Origin of the sequence: Sulfitobacter sp. SK011 (assembly GCF_003352065.1) — a bacterium.
GTDB lineage: Bacteria > Pseudomonadota > Alphaproteobacteria > Rhodobacterales > Rhodobacteraceae > Sulfitobacter.
This window is the reverse complement of the sequence record NZ_CP025803.1, coordinates 1857688-1883497: the sequence shown is the minus strand read 5'-3', so window position 1 is coordinate 1883497 and position 25810 is coordinate 1857688. Positions and strand designations below refer to the sequence as shown.

21 protein-coding genes and 1 tRNA gene are annotated in these 25810 nt (G+C 56.2%); 9 read left to right on the top strand and 13 right to left on the bottom strand.

Annotated features, from left to right (window positions below):
- Positions 1-3: 3 nt before the first annotated feature.
- From C1J02_RS09240 to C1J02_RS09210, 7 genes are all read left to right on the top strand, one after another.
- Positions 4-1347: an alpha-glucosidase/alpha-galactosidase gene (locus C1J02_RS09240; RefSeq protein ID WP_114878313.1), complete on the top strand. Its 1344-nt coding sequence runs from the start codon at positions 4-6 to the stop codon at positions 1345-1347.
- Between the two features lie 54 nt (positions 1348-1401).
- The gene (locus tag C1J02_RS09235) at positions 1402-2172 is read left to right on the top strand and encodes an SDR family NAD(P)-dependent oxidoreductase (RefSeq protein ID WP_114878312.1); all 771 of its coding nucleotides are present in this window, start codon (positions 1402-1404) and stop codon (positions 2170-2172) included.
- A gap of 4 nt (positions 2173-2176) precedes the next feature.
- Positions 2177-3076 carry a 2-dehydro-3-deoxygalactonokinase gene (locus tag C1J02_RS09230; protein ID WP_114878311.1) on the top strand — a complete coding sequence of 300 codons (900 nt, stop codon included), beginning with the start codon at positions 2177-2179 and terminating at the stop codon, positions 3074-3076.
- Positions 3073-3678 (top strand): 2-dehydro-3-deoxy-6-phosphogalactonate aldolase, encoded by a 606-nt coding sequence (locus tag C1J02_RS09225; protein ID WP_114878310.1) that lies wholly within the window; start codon positions 3073-3075, stop codon positions 3676-3678. The genes C1J02_RS09230 and C1J02_RS09225 overlap by 4 nt, the downstream gene beginning before the upstream one ends.
- Positions 3675-4520, top strand: a complete 846-nt coding sequence (locus C1J02_RS09220) for an SMP-30/gluconolactonase/LRE family protein (RefSeq protein WP_254693252.1) — start codon at positions 3675-3677, stop codon at positions 4518-4520. The genes C1J02_RS09225 and C1J02_RS09220 overlap by 4 nt, the downstream gene beginning before the upstream one ends.
- Positions 4517-6436: a beta-galactosidase gene (locus tag C1J02_RS09215; RefSeq protein ID WP_114878309.1), complete on the top strand. Its 1920-nt coding sequence runs from the start codon at positions 4517-4519 to the stop codon at positions 6434-6436. Before C1J02_RS09220 ends, C1J02_RS09215 begins: the two co-directional genes overlap by 4 nt.
- A 139-nt stretch (positions 6437-6575) precedes the next feature.
- Positions 6576-7997, top strand: a complete 1422-nt coding sequence (locus C1J02_RS09210; RefSeq protein ID WP_114878308.1) for a pyridoxal-dependent decarboxylase — start codon at positions 6576-6578, stop codon at positions 7995-7997.
- A gap of 117 nt (positions 7998-8114) precedes the next feature.
- Here the strand turns inward: C1J02_RS09210 and C1J02_RS09205 are convergent, their stop codons facing one another.
- On the bottom strand, positions 8115-8990 hold the full coding sequence (locus C1J02_RS09205) for a hypothetical protein (protein WP_114878307.1): 876 nt from the start codon (positions 8988-8990) through the stop codon (positions 8115-8117).
- A 453-nt stretch (positions 8991-9443) separates the two neighbouring features.
- On the opposite strand from C1J02_RS09205, the gene C1J02_RS09200 reads away from it, so the two are divergent.
- Positions 9444-9519 (top strand) — tRNA-Thr (locus C1J02_RS09200).
- A 520-nt stretch (positions 9520-10039) separates the two neighbouring features.
- Here C1J02_RS09200 and C1J02_RS09195 read toward each other — a convergent pair.
- From C1J02_RS09195 to C1J02_RS09135, 12 genes are all read right to left on the bottom strand, one after another.
- Complete coding sequence (locus C1J02_RS09195; protein WP_114878306.1) at positions 10040-10768, bottom strand: SDR family oxidoreductase; 729 nt, start codon at positions 10766-10768, stop codon at positions 10040-10042.
- 726 nt (positions 10769-11494) lie between these two features.
- A complete protein-coding gene (locus C1J02_RS09190) occupies positions 11495-12484 on the bottom strand; it encodes a methylenetetrahydrofolate reductase (protein WP_114878305.1) in 990 nt (329 codons plus the stop codon).
- Positions 12481-13062: a methylenetetrahydrofolate reductase C-terminal domain-containing protein gene (locus C1J02_RS09185; protein ID WP_114878304.1), complete on the bottom strand. Its 582-nt coding sequence runs from the start codon at positions 13060-13062 to the stop codon at positions 12481-12483. The genes C1J02_RS09190 and C1J02_RS09185 overlap by 4 nt, the downstream gene beginning before the upstream one ends.
- Positions 13063-13158: 96 nt before the next feature.
- Positions 13159-14163: a GlxA family transcriptional regulator gene (locus C1J02_RS09180; protein WP_114878303.1), complete on the bottom strand. Its 1005-nt coding sequence runs from the start codon at positions 14161-14163 to the stop codon at positions 13159-13161.
- A gap of 80 nt (positions 14164-14243) precedes the next feature.
- On the bottom strand, positions 14244-15881 hold the full coding sequence (locus C1J02_RS09175; protein ID WP_114878302.1) for an acyl-CoA synthetase: 1638 nt from the start codon (positions 15879-15881) through the stop codon (positions 14244-14246).
- A gap of 4 nt (positions 15882-15885) precedes the next feature.
- Positions 15886-16686 (bottom strand): enoyl-CoA hydratase, encoded by an 801-nt coding sequence (locus tag C1J02_RS09170; RefSeq protein WP_114878301.1) that lies wholly within the window; start codon positions 16684-16686, stop codon positions 15886-15888.
- Positions 16687-16709: 23 nt separating this feature from the next.
- Positions 16710-17159: an OsmC family protein gene (locus C1J02_RS09165; RefSeq protein ID WP_114880482.1), complete on the bottom strand. Its 450-nt coding sequence runs from the start codon at positions 17157-17159 to the stop codon at positions 16710-16712.
- A 29-nt stretch (positions 17160-17188) separates the two neighbouring features.
- Positions 17189-18364: a glycine cleavage T C-terminal barrel domain-containing protein gene (locus C1J02_RS09160; RefSeq protein ID WP_114878300.1), complete on the bottom strand. Its 1176-nt coding sequence runs from the start codon at positions 18362-18364 to the stop codon at positions 17189-17191.
- A gap of 161 nt (positions 18365-18525) precedes the next feature.
- Complete coding sequence (locus tag C1J02_RS09155) at positions 18526-19017, bottom strand: Lrp/AsnC family transcriptional regulator (protein WP_114880481.1); 492 nt, start codon at positions 19015-19017, stop codon at positions 18526-18528.
- A gap of 139 nt (positions 19018-19156) precedes the next feature.
- Positions 19157-19642, bottom strand: a complete 486-nt coding sequence (locus C1J02_RS09150; RefSeq protein ID WP_162798294.1) for an IS5 family transposase — start codon at positions 19640-19642, stop codon at positions 19157-19159.
- Between the two features lie 427 nt (positions 19643-20069).
- Entirely contained in the window at positions 20070-21065 is a 996-nt protein-coding gene (locus tag C1J02_RS09140) for a site-specific integrase (RefSeq protein WP_114878297.1), read from the bottom strand.
- On the bottom strand, positions 21062-22165 hold the full coding sequence (locus tag C1J02_RS09135) for a hypothetical protein (RefSeq protein ID WP_162798293.1): 1104 nt from the start codon (positions 22163-22165) through the stop codon (positions 21062-21064). The genes C1J02_RS09140 and C1J02_RS09135 overlap by 4 nt, the downstream gene beginning before the upstream one ends.
- 176 nt (positions 22166-22341) lie before the next feature.
- Between C1J02_RS09135 and C1J02_RS09130 the strand changes: the two genes are divergently transcribed.
- On the top strand, positions 22342-25806 hold the full coding sequence (locus C1J02_RS09130) for an AAA family ATPase (RefSeq protein ID WP_162798292.1): 3465 nt from the start codon (positions 22342-22344) through the stop codon (positions 25804-25806).
- Positions 25807-25810: the final 4 nt, after the last annotated feature.

Below are 25810 nucleotides of genomic sequence, written 5' to 3'. Positions count from 1 at the left end.
GAGATGACCAAGATTACGATGATCGGGGCGGGTTCAACCGTCTTTATGAAGAACCTGATTGGGGACGCGCTGTCCAAGGCATCCCTCAGTGCGGCGCATATCGCGCTGATGGACATTGATCCAAACCGGCTGGCGCAATCCGAACTGGTGGCGAAAAAGCTGATCCTGTCGGTGGGGGCCGCGGCAACGGTCAGCACCCACACCAACCAACGCGAGGCGCTGGAGGGTGCGGATTTTGTCATCGTCGCTTTTCAGATCGGTGGCTTTGATCCGTCAACCAAAATCGATTTTGACATTCCAAACACCTATGGGCTGCGCCAGACCATCGCCGACACACTGGGCATTGGCGGCATCATGCGGGGTCTGCGCACCGTGCCCCATCTGTGGAAGATCGCCGAGGATATGGCGCAGGTCTGCCCCGGTGCTACCATGTTGCAATACGTCAACCCGATGGCGATCAACACCTGGGCGCTGAGCGCGCGTTATCCGGCACTGAAACAAGTGGGCTTGTGCCATTCGGTGCAAAACACAGTTGAGGAACTGGCCCTTGATCTGGGACTTGACGAAAAAACGCTGCGCTACCGGGTGGGCGGGATCAATCACATGGCGTTCTTGCTTGAGTTCACGGATGCGGACGGCAAGGATCTCTATCCCGCAATGCGGGCGGGCTATAACGCTGGAAAAATCCCGCTTGAATCGCGCTGGAATGCGCGCTGTCCGAACCTTGTACGCTACGAGACCTTTATGCACCTTGGCTATTTCGCCACGGAGTCTTCTGAGCATTTTGCCGAATACGTGCCGTGGTTCATCAAATCGCACCGCCCTGACCTGATTGAAAAATTCCGCATCCCACTGGACGAATATCCTGCCCGCTGTGTTGAACAGGTGGCGACATGGGAAGATCAATATGCAGAGCTGCAAAATGCCCCGGCCATCGCCCATGAGGTGTCCAACGAATATGCGGCCACGATCATGGACAGCATCGTCACCGGCACGCCGTCCGTGATCTATGGCAATGTTGCGAACACCGGTTTGATCCCGCAACTGCCGCAGGGGGCGGCCGTTGAGGTGCCCTGCCTGGTGGACGGCCATGGCATACAGCCGACCGTCGTCGATGATATTCCCAAGCATCTGCTGGCGCTGATGCGTACAAATGTGAATGTGCAGGAATTGACGGTTGAGGCGCTGCTGACTGAAGACATCGCACCGCTTTATCACGCCGCCTATATGGATCCCCATACCGCCGCAGAGCTTGATCTGAGACAAATCAGATCACTGGTGGATGATTTATTGATTGCGCATGGGGACTGGATCCCTGAATGGGCACGTAAAAGACATGCGGCATAACCAAAGCGCATCGGCGCAACTTAAAAAGATGCTCGTTTCAACAAGGGAAAAGACATGACCCAGATCGCCACGTTTCACGACCTGCAAGGCAAATCGGTTTATATCACCGGTGGTGGATCTGGCATTGGTGCGTCATTGACGGATGGGTTTCTGGCGCAAGGGGCGAATGTGACCTTTATCGGCCGCTCTGATGCCAGCGCCTTTGTGGCGGATATGCAGGAAAAACACGGGCGCGCGCCGCTGTTTCTGCAAGGCGATATAACGGATACCGACCGTCTGCAGGCCACCATCAAAGAAGCCGCACATACATTTGGCCCGGTCGACGTGCTGGTCAGCAATGCCGCCAACGATCAGCGCCATACGATGGCCGAACTGACGCCTGACCGCTGGGACGCGCTTTTGGCAATCAATCTCAAGGCGTATTTCTTTGCAGCTCAGGCGGTCGCACCGGGGATGCAGGCGAAGGGTGCCGGGTCCATCATCAACTTCAGCTCGGTCAGCTATATGATGGGCAATGCAGGTTATCCTGCGTATACAACGGCCAATGGTGGCATTACGGCATTGAGCCGTAGCTTGGCACGCGAACTGGGGCCGGACGGCGTGCGGGTGAATGCGCTGGCCCCGGGGTGGGTTCTGACCGAAAAGCAACTTGAAAAATGGGCCACGCCAAAGGATCTTGCCGCACATCTGGACCGGCAGTGTCTCAAGACCCATCTGGCCCCGCGCGATATCGTCGATGCGGTGCTTTTTCTGGCCTCCGACGCCAGCCGGATGATGACCGGGCAATGTATGGTCGTCGATGGCGGCACGGTAACGACAGGATAATTTGATGAGTACAGGTGCCACAGAATGGATTGCGGTGGACTGGGGCACCAGCAATTTGCGCGTCTGGGCGATGCAGGGGGATGTTGTGTTGGCCCGCGCAGGGTCAGACGCCGGCATGGGCGGGCTGACGCGGGACGGTTTCGGCCCGGCATTGGCGGCACTTACTGACGATTGGGGCCTGCCGTCAAACGTGCCTGTCATTGCCTGCGGCATGGTGGGGTCCCGGCAGGGATGGGTTGAAGCGCCCTATCGGTCTGTGCCCTGTACACCGCTGGGCGATCGCATGATCAAGGTGCCGGGTGCCGCCAAGGACATCCGTATCATTCCGGGGCTTAAACAAGACACACCTGCGGATGTGATGCGCGGCGAAGAGACACAGATCGCTGGATTTCTGGCGCTCAACCCCAATTGGGACGGTGTCATCTGCCTGCCCGGCACCCATGCCAAATGGGTGCAGATCAGCGCCGGCGAAGTGGTCAGTTTCCAGACCTTCATGACCGGTGAACTCTTTGCGCTGATTTCGACCGGGTCGGTTCTGCGCCATTCGGTACAATCGGATGGCTGGGACGCAGATGCGTTTGTCGAAGCTGTTTCAGACACCCTGTCGCGGCCCGAAAAATTGGCGGCGCGGCTTTTTTCCATTCGCGCAGAGGATTTGCTGAACGCGACCCCTGCGCCGGTGTCGCGTGCGCGGTTGTCCGGGGCATTGATCGGGACCGAGCTTGCCGCCGCACGCCCCTATTGGTTGGGCCAACAGGTCGCAATCATCGGGGCCGATGCAACAGCACGGCATTATGTCGAGGCATTGGCCGCGCAAGGGGTGCCCGCGACTTTGGCGGATGCGGAACGGATGACCCTTGCGGGCCTGACCGCCGCCTATAAAACATCAAAGGTGACCTCATGACCTTACCCCTTATTGCGATCTTGCGCGGGATCACCCCGACAGAGGCCCCCGCGGTCGCAGGTGCGTTGATCGGATGCGGCATCACCACGATCGAAGTCCCGCTCAATTCACCCGACCCCTATGACAGCATCGCCGTTATGGCGCGCGAGCATGCGGATCACGCGGTGATTGGCGCGGGCACAGTCCTGACAGTTGAACAGGTAGATAAAGTTGCGGATGCAGGCGGCACATTGATTGTGTCGCCCAATTGCGACGTGGCGGTGATCGCGCGCAGCAAGGCGCGCGGTCTGCAAAGCTGGCCGGGGGTGTTTACCCCGACCGAAGCCTTTGCCGCCCTTGCCGCAGGTGCCGATGGTCTCAAACTTTTTCCCGGCAATATGGCGGGCACCGGCGGTCTTGCCGCCATGCGTGCGGTCCTGCCCAAGGGCACCTTGGTCTATGCCGTGGGCGGCGCAGGCGCGGACAACTTTGGTGATTGGATCGCGGCGAGCGCGGATGGTTTCGGCATCGGTTCTGCGCTTTACAAACCGGGCTTGTCGGTGGCCGAGGTTGAGGAACGCGCCCGTGCGCTGGTGGACGCCTACAAGGCTGCGATCAGGTGAGCACGTTCGACAGTCATACCTGTCTGTTGGGCGAAGGACCCTTGTGGCACCCTACACGCAACACGCTGTTTTGGTTTGATATTGCCCGAAAAACCCTTTTCTCGCGAAAGGGTGCAACACGCCGTGAATACCCGCTTGATGCCCATTATTCGGCGGCGGGCTGGGTGGACGACGACACGCTTGTCATTGCCTCTGAAACGGCGCTTTGGCGGTTCGATATCGGCTCTGGCACCCGCACTCATCTGGTTGATCTTGAGGCGGACAACGCCATCACCCGGTCCAACGACGGGCGCGCCGATCCTTGGGGTGGATTTTGGATTGGCACCATGGGCAAAACGGCAGAGCCAAAGGCCGGGGCGATCTATCGTTACTATCGCGGCACTCTGCGGCAGGTGGTGGGTGATATCACCATCAGCAATGCCATTTGTTTCGCGCCAGACCACAGTCATGCGTATTACACCGACACGACGACAAGGCAGATCATGCGCATCGCTCTGGATGCCAAAACCGGATGGCCCGATGGTGATCCGGAGGTTTTCAAAGACTTGGCCGCGGATGGCCTGAATCCGGACGGTGCGGTGACAGATGCGTCAGGCAACATCTGGGTGGCGCTGTGGGGGGCGGGTCAGGTAGCGTGTTTTGCCCCCGATGGCACAGCCTTGCGCCAGATCGAGGTCCCCGCAGCGCAGCCGACCTGCCCTGCTTTTGGCGGGCCTGATCTGCGCGATCTTTATGTGACATCTGCCACGCAAGGGTTAAAAAAGCCGGGTGCCACAGATGGTATGACTTTTTGTTTCCCGGATGTGTCCAAAGGGCTGCCGGAACCGCAGGTGATCTTATGAAACGCGCCCTTGGTGTTTGTTATTACCCCGAACATTGGCCTCAGGAGATGTGGGCACCGGATGCCGCACGCATGGCTGAGGCGGGCATCACATGGGTTCGCATTGGCGAATTTGCCTGGTCCAGGTTGGAGCCGCAGCCGGGTGTGTTGAACTGGGACTGGCTGGATCAGGCGATCGCGGTGTTGGCCGATGCGGGCCTCAAAATTGTGCTTGGCACACCCTCTGCCACCCCGCCGCGCTGGATGCTGAATTGGTTCCCCGACATGCTGGCCGTTGACGCCACAGGCCACGCGCGCAAGTTCGGTTCCCGCCGCCACTATTGCCACAGCCATGCAGGATACCGCGACGCAGCGGCACAGATGGCGGCACAATTGGGTACAAGATACGGGCGCGATCCGCGCATCGCCGCCTGGCAAATCGACAATGAATACGGCTGTCATGAGACGGTGATCAGCTATTCTGAGGCGGCGCGTGTTGCGTTTCGCGACTGGCTTGCGCAGAAGTACCAGGATATTTCGGCGCTCAACATGGCATGGGGCAATGTGTTCTGGTCAATGGACTATGGCAGTTTCAGCCAGATCGACCTGCCCAACCAGACCGTGACCCAGGCCAACCCGTCGCATGAGATGGCCTTTCGCCGCTTTTGTTCAGATCAGGTGGTTGCGTGGAATGCAGCACAGGTGGCGGCATTGCGCCCCTTAACGGATGCGCCGCTCATTCATAATTACATGGGCCGGGTGCTGGAATTTGATCACTTCGCCGTGGCGCGTGATCTTGATATTGCGTCCTGGGACAGCTACCCCATCGGCTTTCTGTCGGACCGATTGGAGGCGTCCGCCGCGCACAAGGCCCGTTATCTGCAACAGGGTGATCCCGACATGCAGGCCTTTCATCACGACCTCTACCGCGCGATGAACAAGGGGCGCTGGTGGGTGATGGAACAGCAACCCGGCCCGGTCAACTGGGCACCCTACAACCCTGCCCCCCTGCCCGGCATGGTGCGGCTTTGGACCTGGGAGGCCTTTGCCCACGGGGCCGAGGTGGTGAGCTATTTTCGCTGGCGCCAAGCGCCTTTTGCGCAGGAACAGATGCACGCAGGCCTGATGCGCCCGGATGATGTGGCCGCACCGGGACTGGCCGAAGCCGCCGCCGTCGCCGCGGAAATCGGCGAAATGCCTGAGGTCGATATTGCACAGCCTCCCGTTGCGTTGATCTTGGATTACGCGTCTGCCTGGGCTTGGAATGTGCTGCCGCAGGGGGCCGACTTTGACTACTTTCGTCTGGTTTTTGACGCCTATCAGGCGGTCCGGCGGCAGGGGTTTTCGGTGGATATTCTGTCAGCGGATCATGCGGATCTGAGCGGGTATAAATTGGTGCTGGCCCCCGGACTGGCCACCCTGCCCGATGATTTGCGTGCGGCAATGGATACCTGCAAGGCCCCATGCCTGATCGGCCCGCGCAGCAATCTGGTGACCGACGAACTGCGCATCCCTCAGCCAATGGGTCCTGCATTGACGAGGATGGATGCGACGGTGACACGGGTGGAAAGCCTGCCTCCGGGCGTGTCGCGGCCCGTTCAGGGCGGCGGTGCAATCGTGCATTGGGCTGAAACAGTTGAAGGGGCAGCAGAGCCCGTCCTGAGCGGCCAAGACGGTGCCCCCGCGCTGCTGGCCACTGGAAATCTGCACTATCTGGCAGGTTGGCCGGATGCGACATTGTGGGACAGGCTGATAAACACATTGGCCCGCCAAGGCGGTCTGGAACCAACGCAACTGCCCGAGGGCCTGCGCCTGCGCGACACGGCAACACATCAGTTTGCCTTTAACTATGGCACGGACCCTGTGACATGGCGCGACCGGGAAATTGCGGCCGCAGGGGTGGCGTGGTGGCCGCTGGACGACACAGGTCAGCCATAACACCGATGCGGATTGGACTTGATATGGCGGGTCGCTGCCGTAGGAAGGCACCATCAATGATGTAAGCCCGCGCTGTTGCGCAAGGCCCGCTCAATCCGCCGTTATCTTTCAGGAGATCAACAATGAAGGTCCGAACACGATGAAGTGGGATGAATTTCGCGCACGGGGCAAGGATGCCGCCGATTGGGCCGCCGATTACCATGCAAACCTGCGCGAGCGCCCGGTGCGCGCGCAGACAAAGCCCGGCGATATTCTGGCGCAATTGCCGCTGTCGCCCCCCGATGCCGCACAGCCCGTTGACGACATTCTGGCCGATCTGGAAAACACGATTCTGCCCGGTATGACGCACTGGCAGCACCCGCGTTTCTTTGCCTATTTCCCGGCCAATGCCGCCCCGATTTCGGTGCTGGCAGAATATTACGTCAGCGCCATCGCGGCGCAATGCATGTTATGGCAGACCTCGCCCGCGGCCACAGAACTGGAAACCCGTGTATGTGACTGGATGCGACAGGCGGTTGGCCTTCCGGATGGTTTTGCCGGAGTGATCCAGGACAGCGCCAGCACCGCCACACTTTGTGCGGTCCTGACCATGCGGGAAAAAGCGCTGGAATGGGCGGGCAATGCCAAGGGGCTGGCGGGTCAGCCGGCCCTGCGCATCTATTGTTCGGCCGAGGTGCACACATCGATTGACCGCGCGATCTGGATCGCCGGGATTGGTGAGGCCAATTTGGTTCGCATCAAAACCCATGGGCCTGCGCGCGGCATGGATGTGGACGCCCTTGGTGCCGCGATTGCAGCAGACCGCGCAGCCGGGCACCTTCCCGCCGGGATCATTGCGTGTGTCGGTGGCACCAGCGCCGGGGCAACCGATGACATCTGCGCGGTCATGGACGTGGCAGAGGCCGAGGGGCTTTACACACATATCGATGCTGCATGGGCCGGTTCGGCAATGATCTGCCCTGAATTTCAGGCGCTTTGGGCTGGCGTTGACCGCGCTGACAGTGTTGTTCTGAACCCGCACAAATGGCTGGGCGCGCAGTTTGACTGCACCACACATTTTCTGCGCGATCCGACCACATTGGTTAAAACGCTGGCCATCCAGCCAGAGTACCTCAAGACCCACGGGGCGGATGGCATCATTAACTACTCCGAATGGTCGGTGCCTTTGGGACGCCGTTTTCGCGCCCTGAAATTGTGGTTTCTGATCCGCGCCCATGGTCTGGACGGGCTGCGCGAGATGATCCGAAATCATGTGACCTGGGCGCAAGCGCTGGCCGCCCGTCTGGATGGCACGGCTGATTTTGAGATTGTGACGCAGCCAATGCTGTCGCTCTTCACGTTCCGCTATGCGCCTGAGGGGGTGAAGAATGCTGACGCTTTGAACCAAACGCTGGTGAACCGCATCAACGACGATGGCCGCATCTATCTGACGCAAACCCGGATTGACGGGGCATTGGTGATCCGGTTTCAGGCAGGCGCGTTCACCAGTACGGCTCAGGATGTCGATCTGGCGTATGATGTGATTTGCGAAACGGCTCAGGGGTTGTCGCGCGCGGTCTAGCGCGGGTGACGTCCAAAGAGCTGTGCCCCGGCAGAACGCAAAATGTGGCGGCGCTGGGAACAGCAAACATCAATGCATAAGGTGTTGATAGGTCTCATTTTCGAGGCGATGGCACCCTTAGGGCGTGATCATCGTCACGCCGGGAATGCGCTGAATGTTGGTCACATCGTCGTCGTAGATATCTGTCATTTCATCGACCAGTTCCTCGGTCCATCCGGGCATATCCAGTTCTTCTTCAATCTCGTCATCAATGGCGAATTTATCAAGAAACGCGGCAATCACCCGGCGCTTTTGGATCTCTGACATCTCTGGGTGTTTGTCGAGATAGGCCCTGAACCGCTGCATGCCCTCTTTGGTCATGATGGTGGCCAGCAAATCAAACCCGCCTGAGATCTTTTCATGGAGCTCAAGGCCTGCAATCTCACGGATGACCTGTGCCCAGATCAATGGCAAATCTTCATTGCACCAGACCGTAATCGGGATTTCCGGGGCCGCTTCTCGGATCAGACCAATGGTCTGCGACCATCGCAGATCAAGCGGATTGCGCCCCCCCCAGAACGCGGCATGTTTCTTGTCGATTGCCTTGTCAAAAAAGATGGGTACGTGGGATGCAGGGTTCCGAATGGCCATGAAAATCTCCAGATCATCATTCGGAAAAAGCTCTGCCATATACATCATCCGCTTTGCAGCGTCCGGGTAAAGATGGCCCCTCATCACGGCAGTGGCTGGTGTGCGGAAAAAATTCGGATCAGACAGGATCAGCCGATCCGCAGAGGCATCATCAAGGGCGGCATCCAGCAATACGTCACGCGCATCCGGCCCTGCCGGGGCCTTGTGCATGGCGTTGAGCGTGGCCCGAAACAGCCCCCGAAAACCGCTGGGATCCGGCACCGCGATGCCGCGTTCGGCAAAGCTGCTCTTGTTGTGAAGCAGACATTTCAGCAGTCGGTCTTCTTCGGTGTAATGGGTGCCTGTGTGCAATACCAGCTGCATATATTCCGCTTAAGATTGGGGTGCTGTTGCCGTTGAATAGCGGGTTCGCGAACAGGTGTAAAACTGCAATGTGATTGGCGACTTTCGACGGGTCGCCCCTTAGTCCCAGTGCCAAGGCGGTGAGCGTCTCGTTTTTACTCAGACCGATATGGCTCGTGCGCCATGGGCCCGTCGCCCGCAGCCATGCGCCGTTTGTTGGCCGACGTGCTCATTTGATCTGTGGAACGGCCATGCTTTGAGCCCGAAAGCAACACCATAGGAGGCGCGCAGGCTGCTCTTCTGATCGCTTAAGAGCATCGACCTTTGCCCTGACGAATGCGTCAAAACCTGGCCCGAAAATTTCCTTGCTCAGTAGGGTGTCAGCACTCTTGCATCCTTTTCAATCATCTACTAAAGAACGCCCACGCAATCGCGGCACTGGGTTGTTGATTGTGAAGACGTTGTAAAACGTTTGCCCCTATAGCTCAGCTGGTAGAGCAATTGATTTGTAATCAATAGGTCCGCGGTTCGAGTCCGTGTGGGGGCACCATTAAATTTCACTTATAAATCATATACCTGATCCAATTCGGCAAAGCCCGATAGTTTCCTATTTTAGTCAAAAGTAGACAATAAGTAGACGGTCTTAAGGGGGAGGCTCAGGATTCCGATAAGCTTCCGGATTTTCCATGCCGAATTCTCCGCTCTATGTGAAATCGTAACTATCTGATCAAAAAAGGAAAAATGGTGAGACCGTCCGGGTTCGAACCGGAGACCTACTGATTAAAAGAAAGACACGGCTGGAAATCCGAAGATACTCAGCAACGTCAACACACTGAATAGTATAAATACTATTCTAGAGACTAGCCGTCGGCTGTCACTGAAAATGCTGACAATCCGTGCCGATTGCACCAAATTTGCACCAAGCCACGAAATCGTTCATCCATTTCTAAGAACCGGACTTTCGCTGCAATGGTTTCTAATGCTCTTTGTGCGGACTTTCCGGACCTCGGCTGAGATTGTGCCAAAGTCTGCTTTCCGTCGACTGAGTAAATTTTTAGAGGGCCGGTCGTTTAAAGATCGAAGTTTGTAGGCATCATCACAACGTCCCGAATTGTCATGCCGCGAGGTCGCGTCAGCATGAACATAACAACTTCAGCGACTTCACTCGTTTCCAACAGGCTTCCAGAGTCTCGCGCCTCTTGTAGTTTCTCCGGTGGCCAATCTGACAGCAAGGCCGTGATAACTGGCCCCGGTGATATAGAGCCTACGCGGATACCATGCTTGAAAACTTGTCGACGAACAGTCTGGACGAAGCAGTTAATAGCCCATTTGGACGAAGCATATACGGGCTCCCATGGGGTGGGAAAGTGAGCAGCCAGAGAGCTGGTGACGATTATGTCGCCCGATCCTCGTTCGATCATGTGTGGCAATACATCGTGTACATTCTTCATCACAACGTTGACGTTCAGATTCATCATGCGATCAATGGCACTGGTGTCATTTTCAATCAAATCGCCACCGACATATGAGCCAGCGTTACAATGTAGAATGTCGAGCTGGCCGCACAACTCAAGAATTTTAGGAACCAATGTCGCGCAATCTACTGGATCCAACAGGTCGATAACAAGCGGAATGGCGGCGTCGCCATACCTGTCACAAATTGCCTTCAGCGCAATGGCATCACGGTCAACGATAACCACCTGTGCCCCAGCAGAGAGCATCGACTCGACACTTGCGAGCCCTATTCCTGACGCTCCGCCAGTGACCGCAGCAATTTTTCCATTCAATTCACCAGCCATAGGCCAATCTCCATTTTCGGTCGTTGCACTCTTTCAGTCCCAGCATCACGCATTCCAGACATTCATACAATGCGCAGCATCGGACACATTGGGCTCTGACCGGTCCTTCGCGGCGGCTTGCATGAAGGTCTTGTTTGGGCCTTCTTGTTGTTGAGAAACGCCTGCAGGAAGGGCGGATTGCTGTCGTTCGCTGCGGTCAGCCCCAAGTTCCGCTATGCGGACTTTCCGGACTTATGCAGGCGCAGCTAGTGCTCACGCAGAAAAACCTCGCAACTGCGGCATGGCTGTTGCTGCGTTGCAGCCAAGGTCACCAGAGCGGTCGTTCAAAACGGCGACGAGCCTCCAATCCCGAACCACCCTTTCGCTGCAACAAGGATTGACAATCAAGACGCGGGACAGAGCCGCCTTTTGCCAACGCAGCTTTCGCATACGCAAAAAATGTTCGCATTCGCGGCGGCGAACTTTCGGCGATGAAGCGGATTTCCCTAGACCGATCTTTCAATCACGTCGAACCCAGCTGATTACAAACCAACTATTCGTCGAAGTTTGCATAGTGCAGCAGGTTTTCGAAATAGGGGCAAGTAGTGCGAGCGATGGCGAGGTTGCGGGAGACATAGATCGCACATCCAAACGACCACGACATTTCATAATCCAGCCATGACCGACTCAGTCTAGTCTCAGAGTTCAGAATTTCTGACGGCCGCGAGGCCGTCACCAGAGCAAGCTTTATCGTCGTTTCGCAGAGCGCCGCCCGGCCAGAACGCCGGATTCCAGAATGATGCTGGAAACCAGATGCTCGCGGCGATAAGCCATTATGTGCACGCCCGCTACACCTTCAATCTCGCGCAACTGCTGCATAAGCTCAATGCAGATCTTCTTGCCCTCCTCCGAAGGGTTCGCGGCCCCTTCCATACGCGCGATAATCTGATCCGGGATGTGGATGCCGGGCACATTGCTGCGCATCCATCGCGCCGCCTTGGCCGACGCCAGCGGGCCGACACCGGCGATGATGAACACGCGCTTCTCTGCGCCCTCATCACGGACCCGCGCCATGAACCTTTCGAACAGAGGAATGTCAAAGATGTAATTGGTCTGGATGAACTCGGCACCCGCATCGATCTTCTTGATCAGCCGGTCGGGCCGCCAGTCATAGGGTGGAATACAGGGGTTTTCGGCCGCACCTAGAAACAGCTGCGGCGGGCGGGTGATTTTGCGCCCCGACAGGAACACACCTTTGTCGCGCATGGTGCGGATCGTGCGCAAAAGCGTGAGCGAGTCGAAATCGAACACCGGTTTTGCCCCCGGTTGATCCCCGACGCCCACACCATCCCCCGTCAGGCACAAGACGTTGGACACACCCAACGCCGCCGCTCCCAGCACATCGCCCTGAATCGCGATCCGGTTCCGGTCGCGGCAGGAAATTTGGTAGACCGGCGAATAGCCCGCGCGTGTCAGCAAGGCACATATCCCGATCGAAGACATGTGACAGTTTGCGCCAGACGCATCGGTCGCATTAATCGCATCAGCCACTTCGCCCAAAGGCTGTGCTGCTTCAAAGACATCCGCAGGATCGGCGCTGTCGGGTGGATTGAGCTCGGCCGTCACGGCAAATCGGCCTGATCGCAGCACCCGCTCCAGCCTGCTGTGTGAGACATGACCTTCCGGTGGCTTGATATAGGCAAAATGATCGGTGCCAACGCCATCCAAATCAATCATCGCTCAGACTCCGCTTGCGTGGCCTTGGGCGGCTCAACGCTCAGGGGTGCCGCCGCCGGCTCCTGCAATCGCGCTTCGGGGAACGCCTTCGCCAGCGTGACCCGTGCCGCATTCTGGCTCTCGCGCATCTGACCGGCCTTTTCACGGCTCACCCTCAGCCAGGAAGACGACCCCTTGAGCGTGTGCTCGACCGGTGGCAGGACCTCGCGGATTTTCCTTGCGCCCTCTTTCATGCGGCTTGCCCCGTCCCAGGCCAGCACCCAGACGCATTTCATATCGGGTTTGACCTCGCAATACCCGCCGTCGCGCACTCCGCCGCAGGGGCCGTTGCGCAATTGCTTCGGACAATTCATCGGGCAGGACATACCGGTAGACGACAAAACGCATTGCCCACACATTTTGCAATCGAATAGCAAGGTTTTTACGCCCTTTTCGATCATAGCAACGGGACGCTCGACCCTGTTGTACCCGATCCGGGAAAACAACGGATCAAGGGCAACCATCACCCTTTCAACGCATTTGTAGATCCATTCAAAACTGCGGGCGTGGCGAACAGCGAATAACCGGATGCGATACATTTTTGTCCCCTTCCCTGCGTCGGGCACAGGTTACGATAGATTTTGGCGCAGTCCACCCGCATAGCAGAGCTTGTGGATGACGATAAAGAAAGGCTTTCAAAGCGCCTCAGCAACACTTAGGCGTCGTGCGTTCTGTCTGCGTTGCTTCGGCGTCTCGCCATACCTGCGTGCGAAATTCTTGTTCAGCGCCCCGGAAGAGCCAAACCCCGAGGCCACAGCCACCTCGAGAACGGTCATGTTTGTCTGCATCGTCAGATTATGCGCGTGCTCCAGCCTCAGCTGCGTATAATACTGCATTGGCGATGTGCTCAGGTGGTTTTGAAACGACCGCTCAAGCTGGCGTACAGACACACCGCATTTCTCAGCGACCTGCGTCGCTTGCAACGGATACTCGATGTTGTACGCCATCACCCGCACCGCATCCGAGAGGATCTGGGGCACATCCCGCAACCGATGCGCCAGTGATCCGGGTTGGCTGGTATTCCCACGCCGCGGTAACGAAACCAGCAATTGATTTGCCGTGGCCTCCGCCGCCTGCGGCGAAATCGAGCCAATGATATCCAGCACCATGTCGAGGGTGGCCAGTTCTCCAGCGCAACTTATCACCGAGCCATTTGAGACAAAAAGCGCATCTTCAGTACAGACTTCACTGTATTGTTCCGCGAAAGCCGCGAGCGATTTCCAGTGAACCGTGCCCTTGCCGCCTTTGAGGATGCCAGTTTCGGCCATCAGCCAGGTCGCACCGCCTACGCCGTAAATTGACACGCCATTTCGGTTCGCAAGACGTAAGAGCGACAGAAGTCGGCTCCTCTCAACGATACGAGCCTCGGTATCGCTGCAAATGATGATCGACGCGGGTGCACGCCCACGGCCAAGTCGCACAATCAGGGCCTCTCCGTCCTCGTCACACTCGATCATCACTCCGCTTTTTGACCGCACAGACCTTCCGTCCAGCCCAGCAAGGATCAACCTTGGTGCAATCTCTGGAAACGACTTTGCCAGATGAGAAAAAGGCTCAATGATCGACCCCAGACTCAAAGTTGAGAACCCGTCCAGAACGACGACGGCGACATAACCATTTAGATCGATTGAATGAAACATGGGAAGAGAGCCTCCGTCGGCAAAGATTTGGGTCTAGGAGCGGCTTGATTTAATTGCGTGCATGGCTCATCTGCCTGATGTCATTTTGCGCCAAGATCTCTTGCCTGTTCACGCAGGACGAATTTCTGGATTTTTCCGGTCGAGGTGCGCGGAATGTCCATGAAGACAAACTTGCCCGGCACCTTGTAGGGCGCAAGCTGTTCTTTGCACCATGCCTTGAGCGTATCGGTATCCGCCACTTGCCCCTCTGCAAGTTCGACGAAGGCACAGGGCGTTTCGCCCCATTTTTCATGTGGCATTGCGACGACAGCAACAACCCCGACGGCGGGATGGCGATACAGCGTTTCCTCGACTTCGATCGACGAAATATTCTCGCCGCCGGAGATGATGATATCCTTGGACCGGTCCTTGAGTTGGATATACCCGTCTGGATGCATCACCCCCAGATCGCCCGAGTGGAACCAGCCACCGGCAAAGGCGTCTTGGGTGGCGGCGGGATTGCGGAAATACCCTTTCATCACCACGTTGCCGCGGAACATGACCTCGCCCATGGTCTGGCCATCGCGCGGCACGGGCAGCATCGTTTCCGGGTCCAGAACATCCAGACCCTCCAGCGGCAAGTAGCGCACACCCTGGCGGGACTTCAGCGTCGCCTGCCGGGTTGCGGGCAGAGCGGACCAGCCTTGATGCCAGTCATTCACCACCGCCGGGCCATAGGTTTCAGTCAGTCCGTAAAGATGCGTGACGTCAAAGCCAGCGGTTTTCATGTCCGCCAGCAGTTTTTCAGGCGGTGGGGCGGCAGCGGTAAAGAACTGCACGGTGCGATCAAGGTCACGTTTGGCCGCATTCGGTGCCGAAATCATCAGCGACATCACGATGGGGGCACCGCACAGATGGGTGACGCCTTCATCCGCCAGCGCATTCCAGATCGGTTCGGCCCGGACCTGGCGCAGGCACACATGGGTGCCGACAATAGCCGACAAGGTCCAGGGGAAACACCAGCCGTTGCAATGAAACATCGGCAGGGTCCAGAGATAGACGGCGTGTTTTGCCATCGACGTGGTCAACGCATTGCCCTGGGCCAGAAGGTAAGCACCGCGGTGATGTGACACGACACCCTTGGGATCACCCGTGGTGCCAGAGGTGTAGTTGATCGAAATCGCATCCCATTCGTCCAGCGGCATCAGCCAGTCGAAATCCGGGTTGCCACGCGTCAGGAACACGTCGTAATCGGCGGTCTTCACTTCGATGCGCGCACCATCGTATTCTGGATCGTCGTACTGGATCAGGACGGGCTTTACCGTGGCAAGGGCAAGCGCCTCCTGCATCAGCGGCATCAATTCACTGTCGACGATCACCAGTTTGGCCATTGCGTGATCCAGCTGGAACGCGATGATCGCCGCATCAAGCCGCGTGTTGATCGAATGCAGAACCGCGCCGCACATCGGCACGCCGTAATGGCATTCAAGCATCGCAGGCGTGTTGTGCAGCAATACAGACACCGTATCGCCGCGCCCGATCCCGTTCTTGCTCAATGCCGAGGCAAGTTGCCGCGACCGCGCGAAAAACTCCGCGTAGCTGCGCCGCAGCGAACCGTGCACGATTGCGGTGTGATCGGGAAAGACGCTGGCGGCGCGTTCCAGAAAGGTCAGCGGCGTCAGGGGCTGATAGTTTGCCGGGTTACGGTCCAGCCCAGAGTTGTAGAGATTGGTGTCCATTGGCTCAGATGTCCTGCCATTCGGGGCTACGTTTCTCGATGAAAGCGCCGATGCCTTCCTCGGCATCGCGGGCAAGCATGTTCTCGACCATCACCTGAGAGGCGTAGTCATACGCCTCAGACAGCGGCATTTCGCGTTGCGCATAAAAGGCCCGTTTACCGGTGGCCAGCGTCATGCTGGATTTCGATGCGATCCTAGCGGCCATTTCCATCGTGGCATCTTGTAATGCGTCGGCTGCGGCCACGCGATTGACCAGCCCGATTTCGGCCGCGCGACTTGCCGGTGTCATATCACCGGTCAGCAGCATTTCCATCGCGTGTTTGTTATTCACATTGCGTGACAAGGCCACCATGGGTGTAGAGCAAAACAGGCCGATATGAACACCAGGTGTGCTGAACTGCGCGGTGTCGGCCGCAATGGCCAGATCACAACTTGCCACAAGCTGACACCCCGCTGCGGTTGCAATTCCCGTAACCTCGGCGATGACAGGTTTGGGGCAGTTCACAATCGCCTGCATAACGCCGCAGCATAAGGTCATGACCTTGGTAAAATAAGCTTTGCCGCCATCAGGACCCGCGCGACCGGCGGTCATTTCCTTGAGATCATGGCCGGCGCAGAAGGCCGGCCCGTTGGCCGCGAGAATGATAACGCGTACCGACGCATTAGTACCCGCCTTGGCAAAGGCAGCACCCAGCTCTGCCAGCATCGCCTCGGACAGGGCGTTGCGCCGACCCACATCATTCAGGGTCAGGCGCAGGATGCCAGTATCATCCAGATCGCGCAGCAGTATATCGCTCTTTTGCATGGGGTCAGTTCCTTCTCTGAGGTCTACAGAATGTTGACTTCGACGCTGTTGGCCAGCGTATTGGCGATAAAACAATAACGATGGGCGCGATCCTGCATCTGCTCCATCTCTGCATCGCTGACCTGAAAGCCGGTGTCGAAACGCACCACCGGATGCAGGTCAATACGCGTGACCGACATCTGCCCCTGCGGGTTCTTGCCCAGATGGGCGACGGCGTAATCGTGATAGCTGGCCACCGGCCATTTGGCCTTGGCCGCCAGCGCGAGGAACGTCAGCATGTGACAGCTCGACAGCGCCGACGCGAGCGCCTGCTCGGGGTTGGTGCAGGCAGGATCGCCGCCGTAATCAGGGGCCGCGTCCACCTGGACTTCATTGCTGTGATTATACTGCACAACATGTTCGCCCGAGTAATTGCCTGACTGCAAAGCAGGCACGGTGCGATGCCAGTGCAAGTTAACAGAAATTTCTGACATTTTCAGGGCCTCTGATCTGATTGTGGCGTTCATGATGCTGCGATTTGTTTTTTGGGATCATAGAACGGACGTTCCACGATGGTGGCATTTTCCGTTCCAGGTTCGTTCACGATGCCGGATCTGTTCACGACTTTCACCCGTGTACCCAGATCGGCATGCTCTGTCGCGACCATCGCCAGCGCAATGTTCTGTTCCAGACGCGGCGAATAGACAGCAGACGTGACTTTGCCGATAACCACACCATTCTTTTCAATACGCCAATAAGAGGTGTTCGGGCCGTTCAGTGCGTCACCTTCGATAATCAGACCAACCTGTTTGCGGGTTACACCCTCTTCCTTGATGCGACGCAGCGCGGCCTTGCCGATAAAATCAGCCTCCATATCAAGATTCACCAACCTGTCCATTCCAAGCTCAAATGGGTTATTCGTGATATCCGCATCAGCGTGATACGACAGCATGCCACCTTCAATCCGGCGGATCGAGGATGTGTGGCCGGGTTTGAGGTTAAGGGGCGCGCCCGCAGCCATGATTTTTTCCCACAGCTCATCACCGCGTGATCCATCCTGAAGATAAAGCTCATAACCCAATTCGCTTGACCAGCCGGTGCGCGACACGATCAGCGGAATGCCGTCAAGGTCGAGCTCACGCAGCCAGTAGTACTTGAGGTCCGCGATGCTGTCGCCAAACAGAGCTTTCATGATCTCGCCCGATTTTGGCCCCTGCAATTGCAGCGGTGATACGTCGGGTTCGCAGATCGTGACATCCATCCCGGAATTCACGGCAAGGCCTTGCGCCCACAGCAGGATGTCGCTGTCAGCCAGCGAAATCCAGAATTTGTTTTCCGCCAGACGCAGCAGGATCGGATCATTCAGAAGCCCGCCATCGACATTGGTGATCATGATGTATTTGCACTGCCCTACCGCCAGTTTGGACAGATCGCGCGGGGTCAGCATCTGAGTGAATTTGCCGGCATCCGGGCCGGTGATCTCAACCTGACGCTCAACACCCACATCGCACAGGATCGCGTCGTTCACCAGGTTCCAGAAGTTCTGTTCCGGATCACCGAAGTCGCGCGGAATATACATGTGGTTATAAACCGAAAATCCTTTTGCGCCCCAGCGAACTGTTGCGTCGAAATAGGGAGATTTGCGGATCTGTGTACCGAAGCCGAAATCTTCCGATTGTAGGTCGTCTGCTTGTGTCATGTTATTCGCCCTTGTTAGCACGTGGCCCGACTGGCCATGGAGTGTTTGAACCTGGCGAAGGTTTAGTCTTGAAAGGCTATTGAAAGCGGGCTGAAATTTTGCACGTTACAAACCAATCAGACCAATTTTTGAACTTCAACAGACTGTTTGGGCGTGCGGGGTTAATTACTTGCCCTGTCCACCAGTTTTGCAAGATTGGGCTGGCTTGATTTGACCCGCCGAGTCGCGATGTAAGTCATGTAGCGATCAATCTCGACGTCCAGCGATAGCAGGTCGTTCATTAAGGATTGAAATGAGGCAAGGCTGGGGGTTGTCGTCTTCATCACATAGTCCATCCCGCCTCCCGTGGCGATGCACTCGGTGACCTCGTCCAGACTCATTATATGGGCCTCAAACCGTTCGAAATCCACCTTTCGGTGATGGGTCAGAGAAACAGTTACAATGACCTGGGTAAAGTCAACGATGCGGTCCAGCGCGAGTTCTGCGTGATATCCTCGTATGAAACCCGCAGCCTTCAACCTGTCCAAGCGGGCCCAGCACGGGGTGGCAGAAATATTGACGATCTCTGCCAACTTGATCTTGCTGAGTTGCCCGTGCTTCTGAACCGCGCTGAGAATACGAATATCCGTTGCATCAAGAGCATTCTTTTTCATCCAATCGAAACTTTCTTTGAGCCCTGTCACAACATTGAGCAACATCGCCTATGTAGCAACTTATTTAACTCCCCGGTGTACTATGGCCAACCTGATCGCAATGCGTCAGTAGTCAAGCGGCGATCAGAATCCAGATCTGCTAGGCAGCGGACTCATAAAACTCGATCCACAGACGTACCGATGCCAGATTGATCAGAGCTAGAAAGTTGCATGACGTTTTCTCATATCGGGTTCCGATGCGGCGGAAAGAGGCTTTGAGACGGGCAAAGAAGCGTTCTATTTTGTTGCGCTCTTTGTAGATTTCGGCGTCAAAATCCTTGGGCAACTTACGGTTGGATTTGGACGGGATCACGTCGATGGCCCCTTGTTCCCAGATCATCTCGCGGATCCAATCGGCGTCATAGGCCTTGTCCGCTTGCACGTATTGACCGGGTTGCAGCGCATCCAGAAGGTGCTTGCAGGGCGGCGCGTCATGGGCCTGTCCGGGTGTCAGTTCGAACCGGATCGGCAGGCCGTTCTGATTGGTAAGTGCATGAATTTTTGTACCTAAAGGCCGCATCCCCGATGACATGCACCATGCAGGCGGGCGTAATCCCTCCGCGCCCGAAACGGTGGCCGAGGTCATCTGTAACGCTGCCAATGAGACCGGCGACCGCTTGCGCTTCCGCTTCCGCTTCCGTGCCGGTGAGGATGCGGAGCGACTGTTGGACGAGCGCAAGAGCCAGAATGACGCGAGTTTCATAGGCGGCATCAAGAAGCTAATGAGCGGCTGAGTCTATGTCGTCTATGTTCCGCAATGTGCAAATTCGCGGCCTCAGATCTGCTGCAGACTGTATGAATGACCGGAATCATCGCCGCGCAGCAGCACCGAAGTTTGAGCACCCGCAGCATTCTTCGCGCTGCGACCGCACGCAGCGCGAATTTGCCAGTTCCGGTGTTGGGCTCAAACCTGCCTTTAGCCGCAAACTGCTTGAAGGTCCGGTTTGGGCCGCAAGCGGCAACCTTTACAAAGGGCGGAAAAGGGCCGCTAGCAGCAACAAGAAGTTTAAACTCTAAAGCAATCCCAGCACTGCATTCCCCTCGAACAATCCTGCATCACGCACATAGCGGCCTAGCATAACATCAGATGCGTGACCCGTTTGCGCTCTCACCTTATGGTTCGGCACACCAGCCTTGATTGCGCTGGTGGCAAACCCAGCCCGCAGTGAATGGCCACTGTAGCCTTCGGATGCTAATCCTGCTCTGCATAAGCAATTGCGTAAGATCGTGGAGACCGCGTCGCTGCGCAGATGCGTGGTTGAGACCTTGCCGTGACGATCAACAGAACAAAACAATGGACCCGCTTTTTCTGCCGGATATTTTTGCCAAGTTGCAAGAGCGGTGACGGGGCAGTGACGGGTTCGCCCGAGAGGGATGCCAATTTTGCGGCCCTTGCCTTCCTGATCGGTCTTTGAACGTCGAAGGTGCAATATAAGGCCCTCAGAAACCGCTTCGATGTCGTCTGTTCTCAACCCCACCAATTCTGAAGCACGCATGCCTCCAGCCCATCCCAGCAAGAGCAAGGCCCGATCTCGGCGATCCCGTATGCTTTCTCCGATACTATCCAGAACAAGGAACAGATCATCTCGAAGCAGTGGCTTTGCTTGTTTCTGCGCGGTGCCCTTCGCACGACGGATCCCTTGCAACGTCGTGCGCACCAGCTCACTTCGGCACGGGTTGGGCCAGCTGTTGGCGGAATGAACTTTGCTTATTGTGGCAATGCGCCGTGCGAGAGTCGCAGGTGTTAAAATTTCGGCATTCTCAGCAAGGTAACGCGCCACGTCGTCGGCGGACGCCGGTAAGTTTCCGCCCCAGGATTTGAAATGGGCAAGATCAAACCGATAGGCTCGGCGCGTGTTTTCTGAGATACTTTCACGGACATAGTGATCAACCGCTGCATTTGCAGTTTGAGCGCCAATATCGGTGCCAATTGTGGGCCGGGATAAGAGAGTATTATCCCGGGTTAGGCGATGATCAGTCCAACTGTAGTTCTTTGCAAACCTGCTCATGTCAGATAGGCCCTCAAGGCCTCAGCGCGACAGGCATTCACCAGATCAAACTCATCACGGAGGATCGAAAGCGCATCCGCGACTGCTTCGTCTGGGATGCCCCATCCGAGGTGCGTCGCCTGATGTTTCAGATCAGCAGCCAATTTACAGTCTCGGCGATGACTGAGTTGGCCGCAGTCCAATCGATACACTAATCCGCCAATGGTTTTGGGCCGAGAGACAGAACCATTGGCGGTGTCTGATAGGAAATCGTGAATGCGTTGAGATCGGCCAATGTAGCGTCGGAACCCATCCAACCCAACCCGGGTGTGTTGTCCCATTGCCCATGTCGGGATCGCGGTGCCTGTCGGGCTATCAGGCAAAGCGTCATCCGTTTCAGGGCATTTGGTATCTGCATGACAGCCAACGGCAAACAACATCGGGGCAAGGATTGAACCCGTTGTCTTCAGCCCCAACAGTGATGTCTCCGCCAATCCCATCGGCGTTGTGTCAGAAGCGTTTCGATGGATTACATCGGCCCAAATCTTCTTCTTGATGGCCGATGCGGGAAGATCGCCGATACTGCCTGCTTGAACAAACATCAAATTCGCAAGGTTTAAGACCCCTCCCCCCGGGGGGTCACTTTTGAACAAATCCTCCAACTGCTCAGCCTCAAATGTGGCGATGCGCTCTTCCCGCAGATTGGGGCTGCGTGACACGACATCAAACAGATCATCCGTTGAACGATCTTTGGTGGCAGCACACATCAGCTCGATCAATGCTGTTGCGGCCAAAAGGCATCCGCCAAGCTCAACACGCAACCGCGTATTGGACCCAGCCAAAATTGCCATCATGGTGACGTCGAGATCGCCAACACCGATGTCTTCCAATGCTATGATTGGCAGTCGTCTCCAGAAATACGCCGGATAGTTCTCAAGAAGATAACTTGCTGCGAGCCACGCGAGATCGGGTTTGTCTCTGCGTATCGACTTTTGCAGAAGGCTCGATGCAAGCCATCGGTCAAACACGCGCGATGTCTGAAGGGGTCGTGCCTCAAACGACCCGACAAGGTCGCGTAAACGGTCTTGAATGGCGTGTTGGAAATTGTTGTGTGCAATCATTGCTCAGCTCTCCAGATTTTCCGGAGGGCTTAGAACCCCGTACAACGCTATGCTGTTTGGCCGAGAGAGCAAGAGATAAGCGTGAGATCGGAGCGAATGTCGATCATTCGTCTCTGACGTTAAATGTCGCTCTCGGCCCTCACCGGACCTTGGTATATTGTGCCGCGAATGGCGGGTTGGAGCCCGAAGCCGACATCAGTCTTGAGCACAGGATCAGGCAAAAGGGGCGGAGAGCTGACAATCTCTGCGGCTGCAAGACTTCGCGAACGACTTCTGTTTGCCGGACTTTCACTCAGAAAGAATTCCACGAACAACCAGCATTGCACCAGAAAGAGCTCAAATCGGTCATTGGAGTTGGTCAAGTTTCATTAGAAGCTGACGTTGTGTTATCGTGGTATCATCCACCGAGGTTTCATATGCCAAAACGGGTGCAAAACTTTCTCAGCGAGCATGGACTTGCCGAATACACTAACGCTTTTCACGAGCAGGGTGTTGATTACGATTTACTCGTCAACTTAACTGACGGTGATCTGCGTGAACTAGGGGTAAATAAGCTTGGCCACCGCAAACGCATCCTGGTCGCAGCAGCGCAGATCGAACCTGACGCGGGAGACGAAGGATCAGTCAGGAAGCGCCTGCTAACCTTTATGTTTGCTGATCTGGTCGACTCAACAGCACTGTCGACACAAATCTCCTTGGAAGATTATCGCGCGCATATCCGCAGGTTTCAGGACGCGGCTAAAAAAACCGTAGAACAGTACGGAGGATATGTCGCAAAGTATTATGGCGATGGCGTATTGGCGTATTTCGGGTACCCCAAAAGCCATGAAGAAGATGCAGATCGGGCAATTCGAGCAGGCTGGGATCTAGTCAAGCTGGTATCGGACTTACCCCGCTCAACGGAAGACGTTTCTGTGGCTGCCCGTGTCGGTATTGAAACAGGGCCAGTGGTTGTCGGAGAGGTCGTTGGCGAAGGTATGGCCAAAGAACACAGCGCTTTAGGTTCGACACCAAATCTTGCAGCCCGATTGCAGTCGGCAGCCCCGCCAAACGTCGTGGTTGTTGGCCCGGCCAGCCGACGTCTCGCGGATGGTACCGCGCATTTCGTAAGCCTTGGCCCCCACATTATGAAGGGGTTCCAAGATCCAATTCCTGTCTGGATGGTGACCGCCATTGCCAGATCGCGAGACCGCCTAGATCGACAAAAGGGCGGCCTGACCCCGCTTATTGGCCGCAGTCAGGAGTTGAAAGCTCTGACTGCTGCGCTGGGTCGGATGCGTGTAGGTGCGTCTGCGGCGGTAAATGTGATAGGCGAAGCTGGTATAGGAAAGTCGAGGCTTGTTCGTGAGTTCTATGATAATTTTGGGGAAACCTTTACCAGTCTAAAGGGGCAATGCAGCCCGCATGGTGGGGCCACCGCTTTTCACCCGTTTATTGAAATGGTCCGCCAATATGCAGCCGAAAGGAAACGGGAAGGTCTATCCCTTGAAGACGCGTTTGCGGCGATTGGTCTAGATCGCAAACGCCACGTGCCCTATCTGATGCTGCTAATAAGAGACAGCAATGCCGATCAATCGCTAATTGACCATGACTTGGTCGGGCGCCGTACACTTGAAGCATTGGTCGAACTGATTGTGGCTCAAGGCCGGACCTATCCTACGGTACTGTTTCTTAATGATCTGCACTGGGCGGACGAGAGATCAGCAAGTGTTGTCGACCATCTGATCCGCGAAGTTGATAAGCCCGGCGTTCTAGTCGTCACTTGTTTTAGACCGGATTTTGATGCGACCTGGCTCAGCGCCCCAGGGGTTGAAAATATCTATTTGGTTCCGTTGGATCGTGAACAATCGTTCATGCTACTGCGCGAGTGCGTGGTGTCAGATGAAGAAGCCCGTGGATACAGTAGGCTCATCGACCGCGCCGGAGGCAATCCTTTGTTTTTGGAAGAACTTGCACGCCACGTTTTGGAAACCCAACAGAGTACGGAAGCTGATAGCCATGCTGCTATTCCCGATACGCTTGCGGGTCTCTTGATGCAAAGGGTGGATGCTCTTTCACCCGGTGCGCGCCGCGTCGCGGAAATGGCATCGGTCCTAGGTCGTGAAACAGAGATATGTTTGCTTGGAGACAGCTTAAAAACCGAAATCGATGAAATTAGCGGGCTTGGCATTCTGGAACCCTCGCCACAGAACGAGAACAAAGTGCACTTTCATCACGCGCTGGTTCAGCAAGCAATCTATGAAAGTTTGCTGTCGAATGACAGATGCATGCTTCACCGTGAGGCAGCGCAGAGGCTAGAAAAAACATACGCCGGTAATCACACCGAAATTGCGGAAATACTTGCCTATCATTTCGAAGCCGCAGGCGATCAAAAGGAAACTGCACGTTTTGCCTATTTAGCCGGATGCAAGGCGCTGGACCTTTTTGCGTTGCGCGACGCCGAAATGTGGTTTGGAAAATGCCTGGACCTAGCAATGGAACAAACCGGGGACGAAGCAACACTACTGCTGGCTCGTACCGTCGTGAACCAAACACAGGTTCTTTGCTGGAACGGGGATTTCACCGCGATGACCCAGATGGCAAAAAGCCACTTGCCGCGCATACAAGAACTTGGTGAAATTGAAGAGGTTTCTCGATCGCTGACTTGGATCGGCGAAGGTTATCTGCATGCTGGACGTTTCAAAGAGGCCGCAAATTCGTTGGCCTCTGGCCTTCACATTGCTCGCCAACTTGGAGATGAAAGTTGCGTCGGCTACGCGCTTGGTTTGTCACTCTGGTTGGACAGTATCGTTGCAGAAGGCGAGCGATACTCCAACGTGTTGTCTCAGGCAGACGTTGTGCAAGCGACAGGTGAACAGCTTGGCGATCGCTATCTGAAAACACTGGCCTATTATGGACGATGGTGCCACGCGATGCAGAGTGGCAAAATACGTGACGCCGTAAATGTGGCGGGATCTCTGTTTGAAATTGGCGATTACGACACTTATCCGCCAGCAGAATGTTGGGGAGCATGCCTGCTCGCTGTCAGCCATGCGGCAGCCAGAAATTCAAATAAAGCGCTACATTTCGCACGCGCTGGTATGGAAAGCGCCGCCAGCGGCTTTGATCGCCTGATGTCCGAACTTGCTTTGGGAATGACGCACGTGGCGCTGGGTGAGCCAGAGCAAGGTCTGGAACGACTTTCCAAGGCACCGTGGCGCAGCGAACAGATTGGCGGGTTCTACTTTGCATATGCCGGGGACGCCGCGTATGGCACCGCGTTGATTCAAACGGGGCGATCTGAAGAAGGAGCCAAATGGCTTGAGAAGGGCATCACCTACTTTGAGGAGCGCGGGAACTTCCGTGCAGCAAGTATTTCCAGGCTGGAACTTCTGAAATACAACATTACGTCCAGAAAATTCTTGGACGCGCGAAGGATCTTTCAGGAGATTCAGGACAGCGCGATCAATTTGGAAATGGATGGGCTGCGCTCAGAGGCAATAGGACTCGTTGCCGATATGGAGTTTCGAGCGAAGAACCTTGATACGGCGAATCAGCTTATCGAACAGGCGATTCAAATTTGTACTCCGCTAGGCTGGCTTGCTCTGGAGCAGAGGTTGAACCAAACCGCGTTGCGGATCAAAAATGCGTCCGATGTTTGAGCAT

What these genes read in the sequence shown, in the direction of transcription:
- C1J02_RS09240 (WP_114878313.1), top strand. Translation starts at nt 4, where the DNA reads ATGACCAAGATTACGATGATCGGGGCGGGTTCAACCGTCTTTATGAAG.
- C1J02_RS09235 (WP_114878312.1), top strand. Translation starts at nt 1,402, where the DNA reads ATGACCCAGATCGCCACGTTTCACGACCTGCAAGGCAAATCGGTTTAT.
- C1J02_RS09230 (WP_114878311.1), top strand. Translation starts at nt 2,177, where the DNA reads ATGAGTACAGGTGCCACAGAATGGATTGCGGTGGACTGGGGCACCAGC.
- C1J02_RS09225 (WP_114878310.1), top strand. Translation starts at nt 3,073, where the DNA reads ATGACCTTACCCCTTATTGCGATCTTGCGCGGGATCACCCCGACAGAG.
- C1J02_RS09215 (WP_114878309.1), top strand. Translation starts at nt 4,517, where the DNA reads ATGAAACGCGCCCTTGGTGTTTGTTATTACCCCGAACATTGGCCTCAG.
- C1J02_RS09210 (WP_114878308.1), top strand. Translation starts at nt 6,576, where the DNA reads ATGAAGTGGGATGAATTTCGCGCACGGGGCAAGGATGCCGCCGATTGG.
- C1J02_RS09205 (WP_114878307.1), bottom strand. Translation starts at nt 8,990, where the DNA reads ATGCAGCTGGTATTGCACACAGGCACCCATTACACCGAAGAAGACCGA.
- C1J02_RS09195 (WP_114878306.1), bottom strand. Translation starts at nt 10,768, where the DNA reads ATGGCTGGTGAATTGAATGGAAAAATTGCTGCGGTCACTGGCGGAGCG.
- C1J02_RS09190 (WP_114878305.1), bottom strand. Translation starts at nt 12,484, where the DNA reads ATGATTGATTTGGATGGCGTTGGCACCGATCATTTTGCCTATATCAAG.
- C1J02_RS09185 (WP_114878304.1), bottom strand. Translation starts at nt 13,062, where the DNA reads ATGTATCGCATCCGGTTATTCGCTGTTCGCCACGCCCGCAGTTTTGAA.
- C1J02_RS09180 (WP_114878303.1), bottom strand. Translation starts at nt 14,163, where the DNA reads ATGTTTCATTCAATCGATCTAAATGGTTATGTCGCCGTCGTCGTTCTG.
- C1J02_RS09175 (WP_114878302.1), bottom strand. Translation starts at nt 15,881, where the DNA reads ATGGACACCAATCTCTACAACTCTGGGCTGGACCGTAACCCGGCAAAC.
- C1J02_RS09170 (WP_114878301.1), bottom strand. Translation starts at nt 16,686, where the DNA reads ATGCAAAAGAGCGATATACTGCTGCGCGATCTGGATGATACTGGCATC.
- C1J02_RS09165 (WP_114880482.1), bottom strand. Translation starts at nt 17,159, where the DNA reads ATGTCAGAAATTTCTGTTAACTTGCACTGGCATCGCACCGTGCCTGCT.
- C1J02_RS09160 (WP_114878300.1), bottom strand. Translation starts at nt 18,364, where the DNA reads ATGACACAAGCAGACGACCTACAATCGGAAGATTTCGGCTTCGGTACA.
- C1J02_RS09155 (WP_114880481.1), bottom strand. Translation starts at nt 19,017, where the DNA reads ATGAAAAAGAATGCTCTTGATGCAACGGATATTCGTATTCTCAGCGCG.
- C1J02_RS09150 (WP_162798294.1), bottom strand. Translation starts at nt 19,642, where the DNA reads ATGACCTCGGCCACCGTTTCGGGCGCGGAGGGATTACGCCCGCCTGCA.
- C1J02_RS09140 (WP_114878297.1), bottom strand. Translation starts at nt 21,065, where the DNA reads ATGAGCAGGTTTGCAAAGAACTACAGTTGGACTGATCATCGCCTAACC.
- C1J02_RS09135 (WP_162798293.1), bottom strand. Translation starts at nt 22,165, where the DNA reads ATGATTGCACACAACAATTTCCAACACGCCATTCAAGACCGTTTACGC.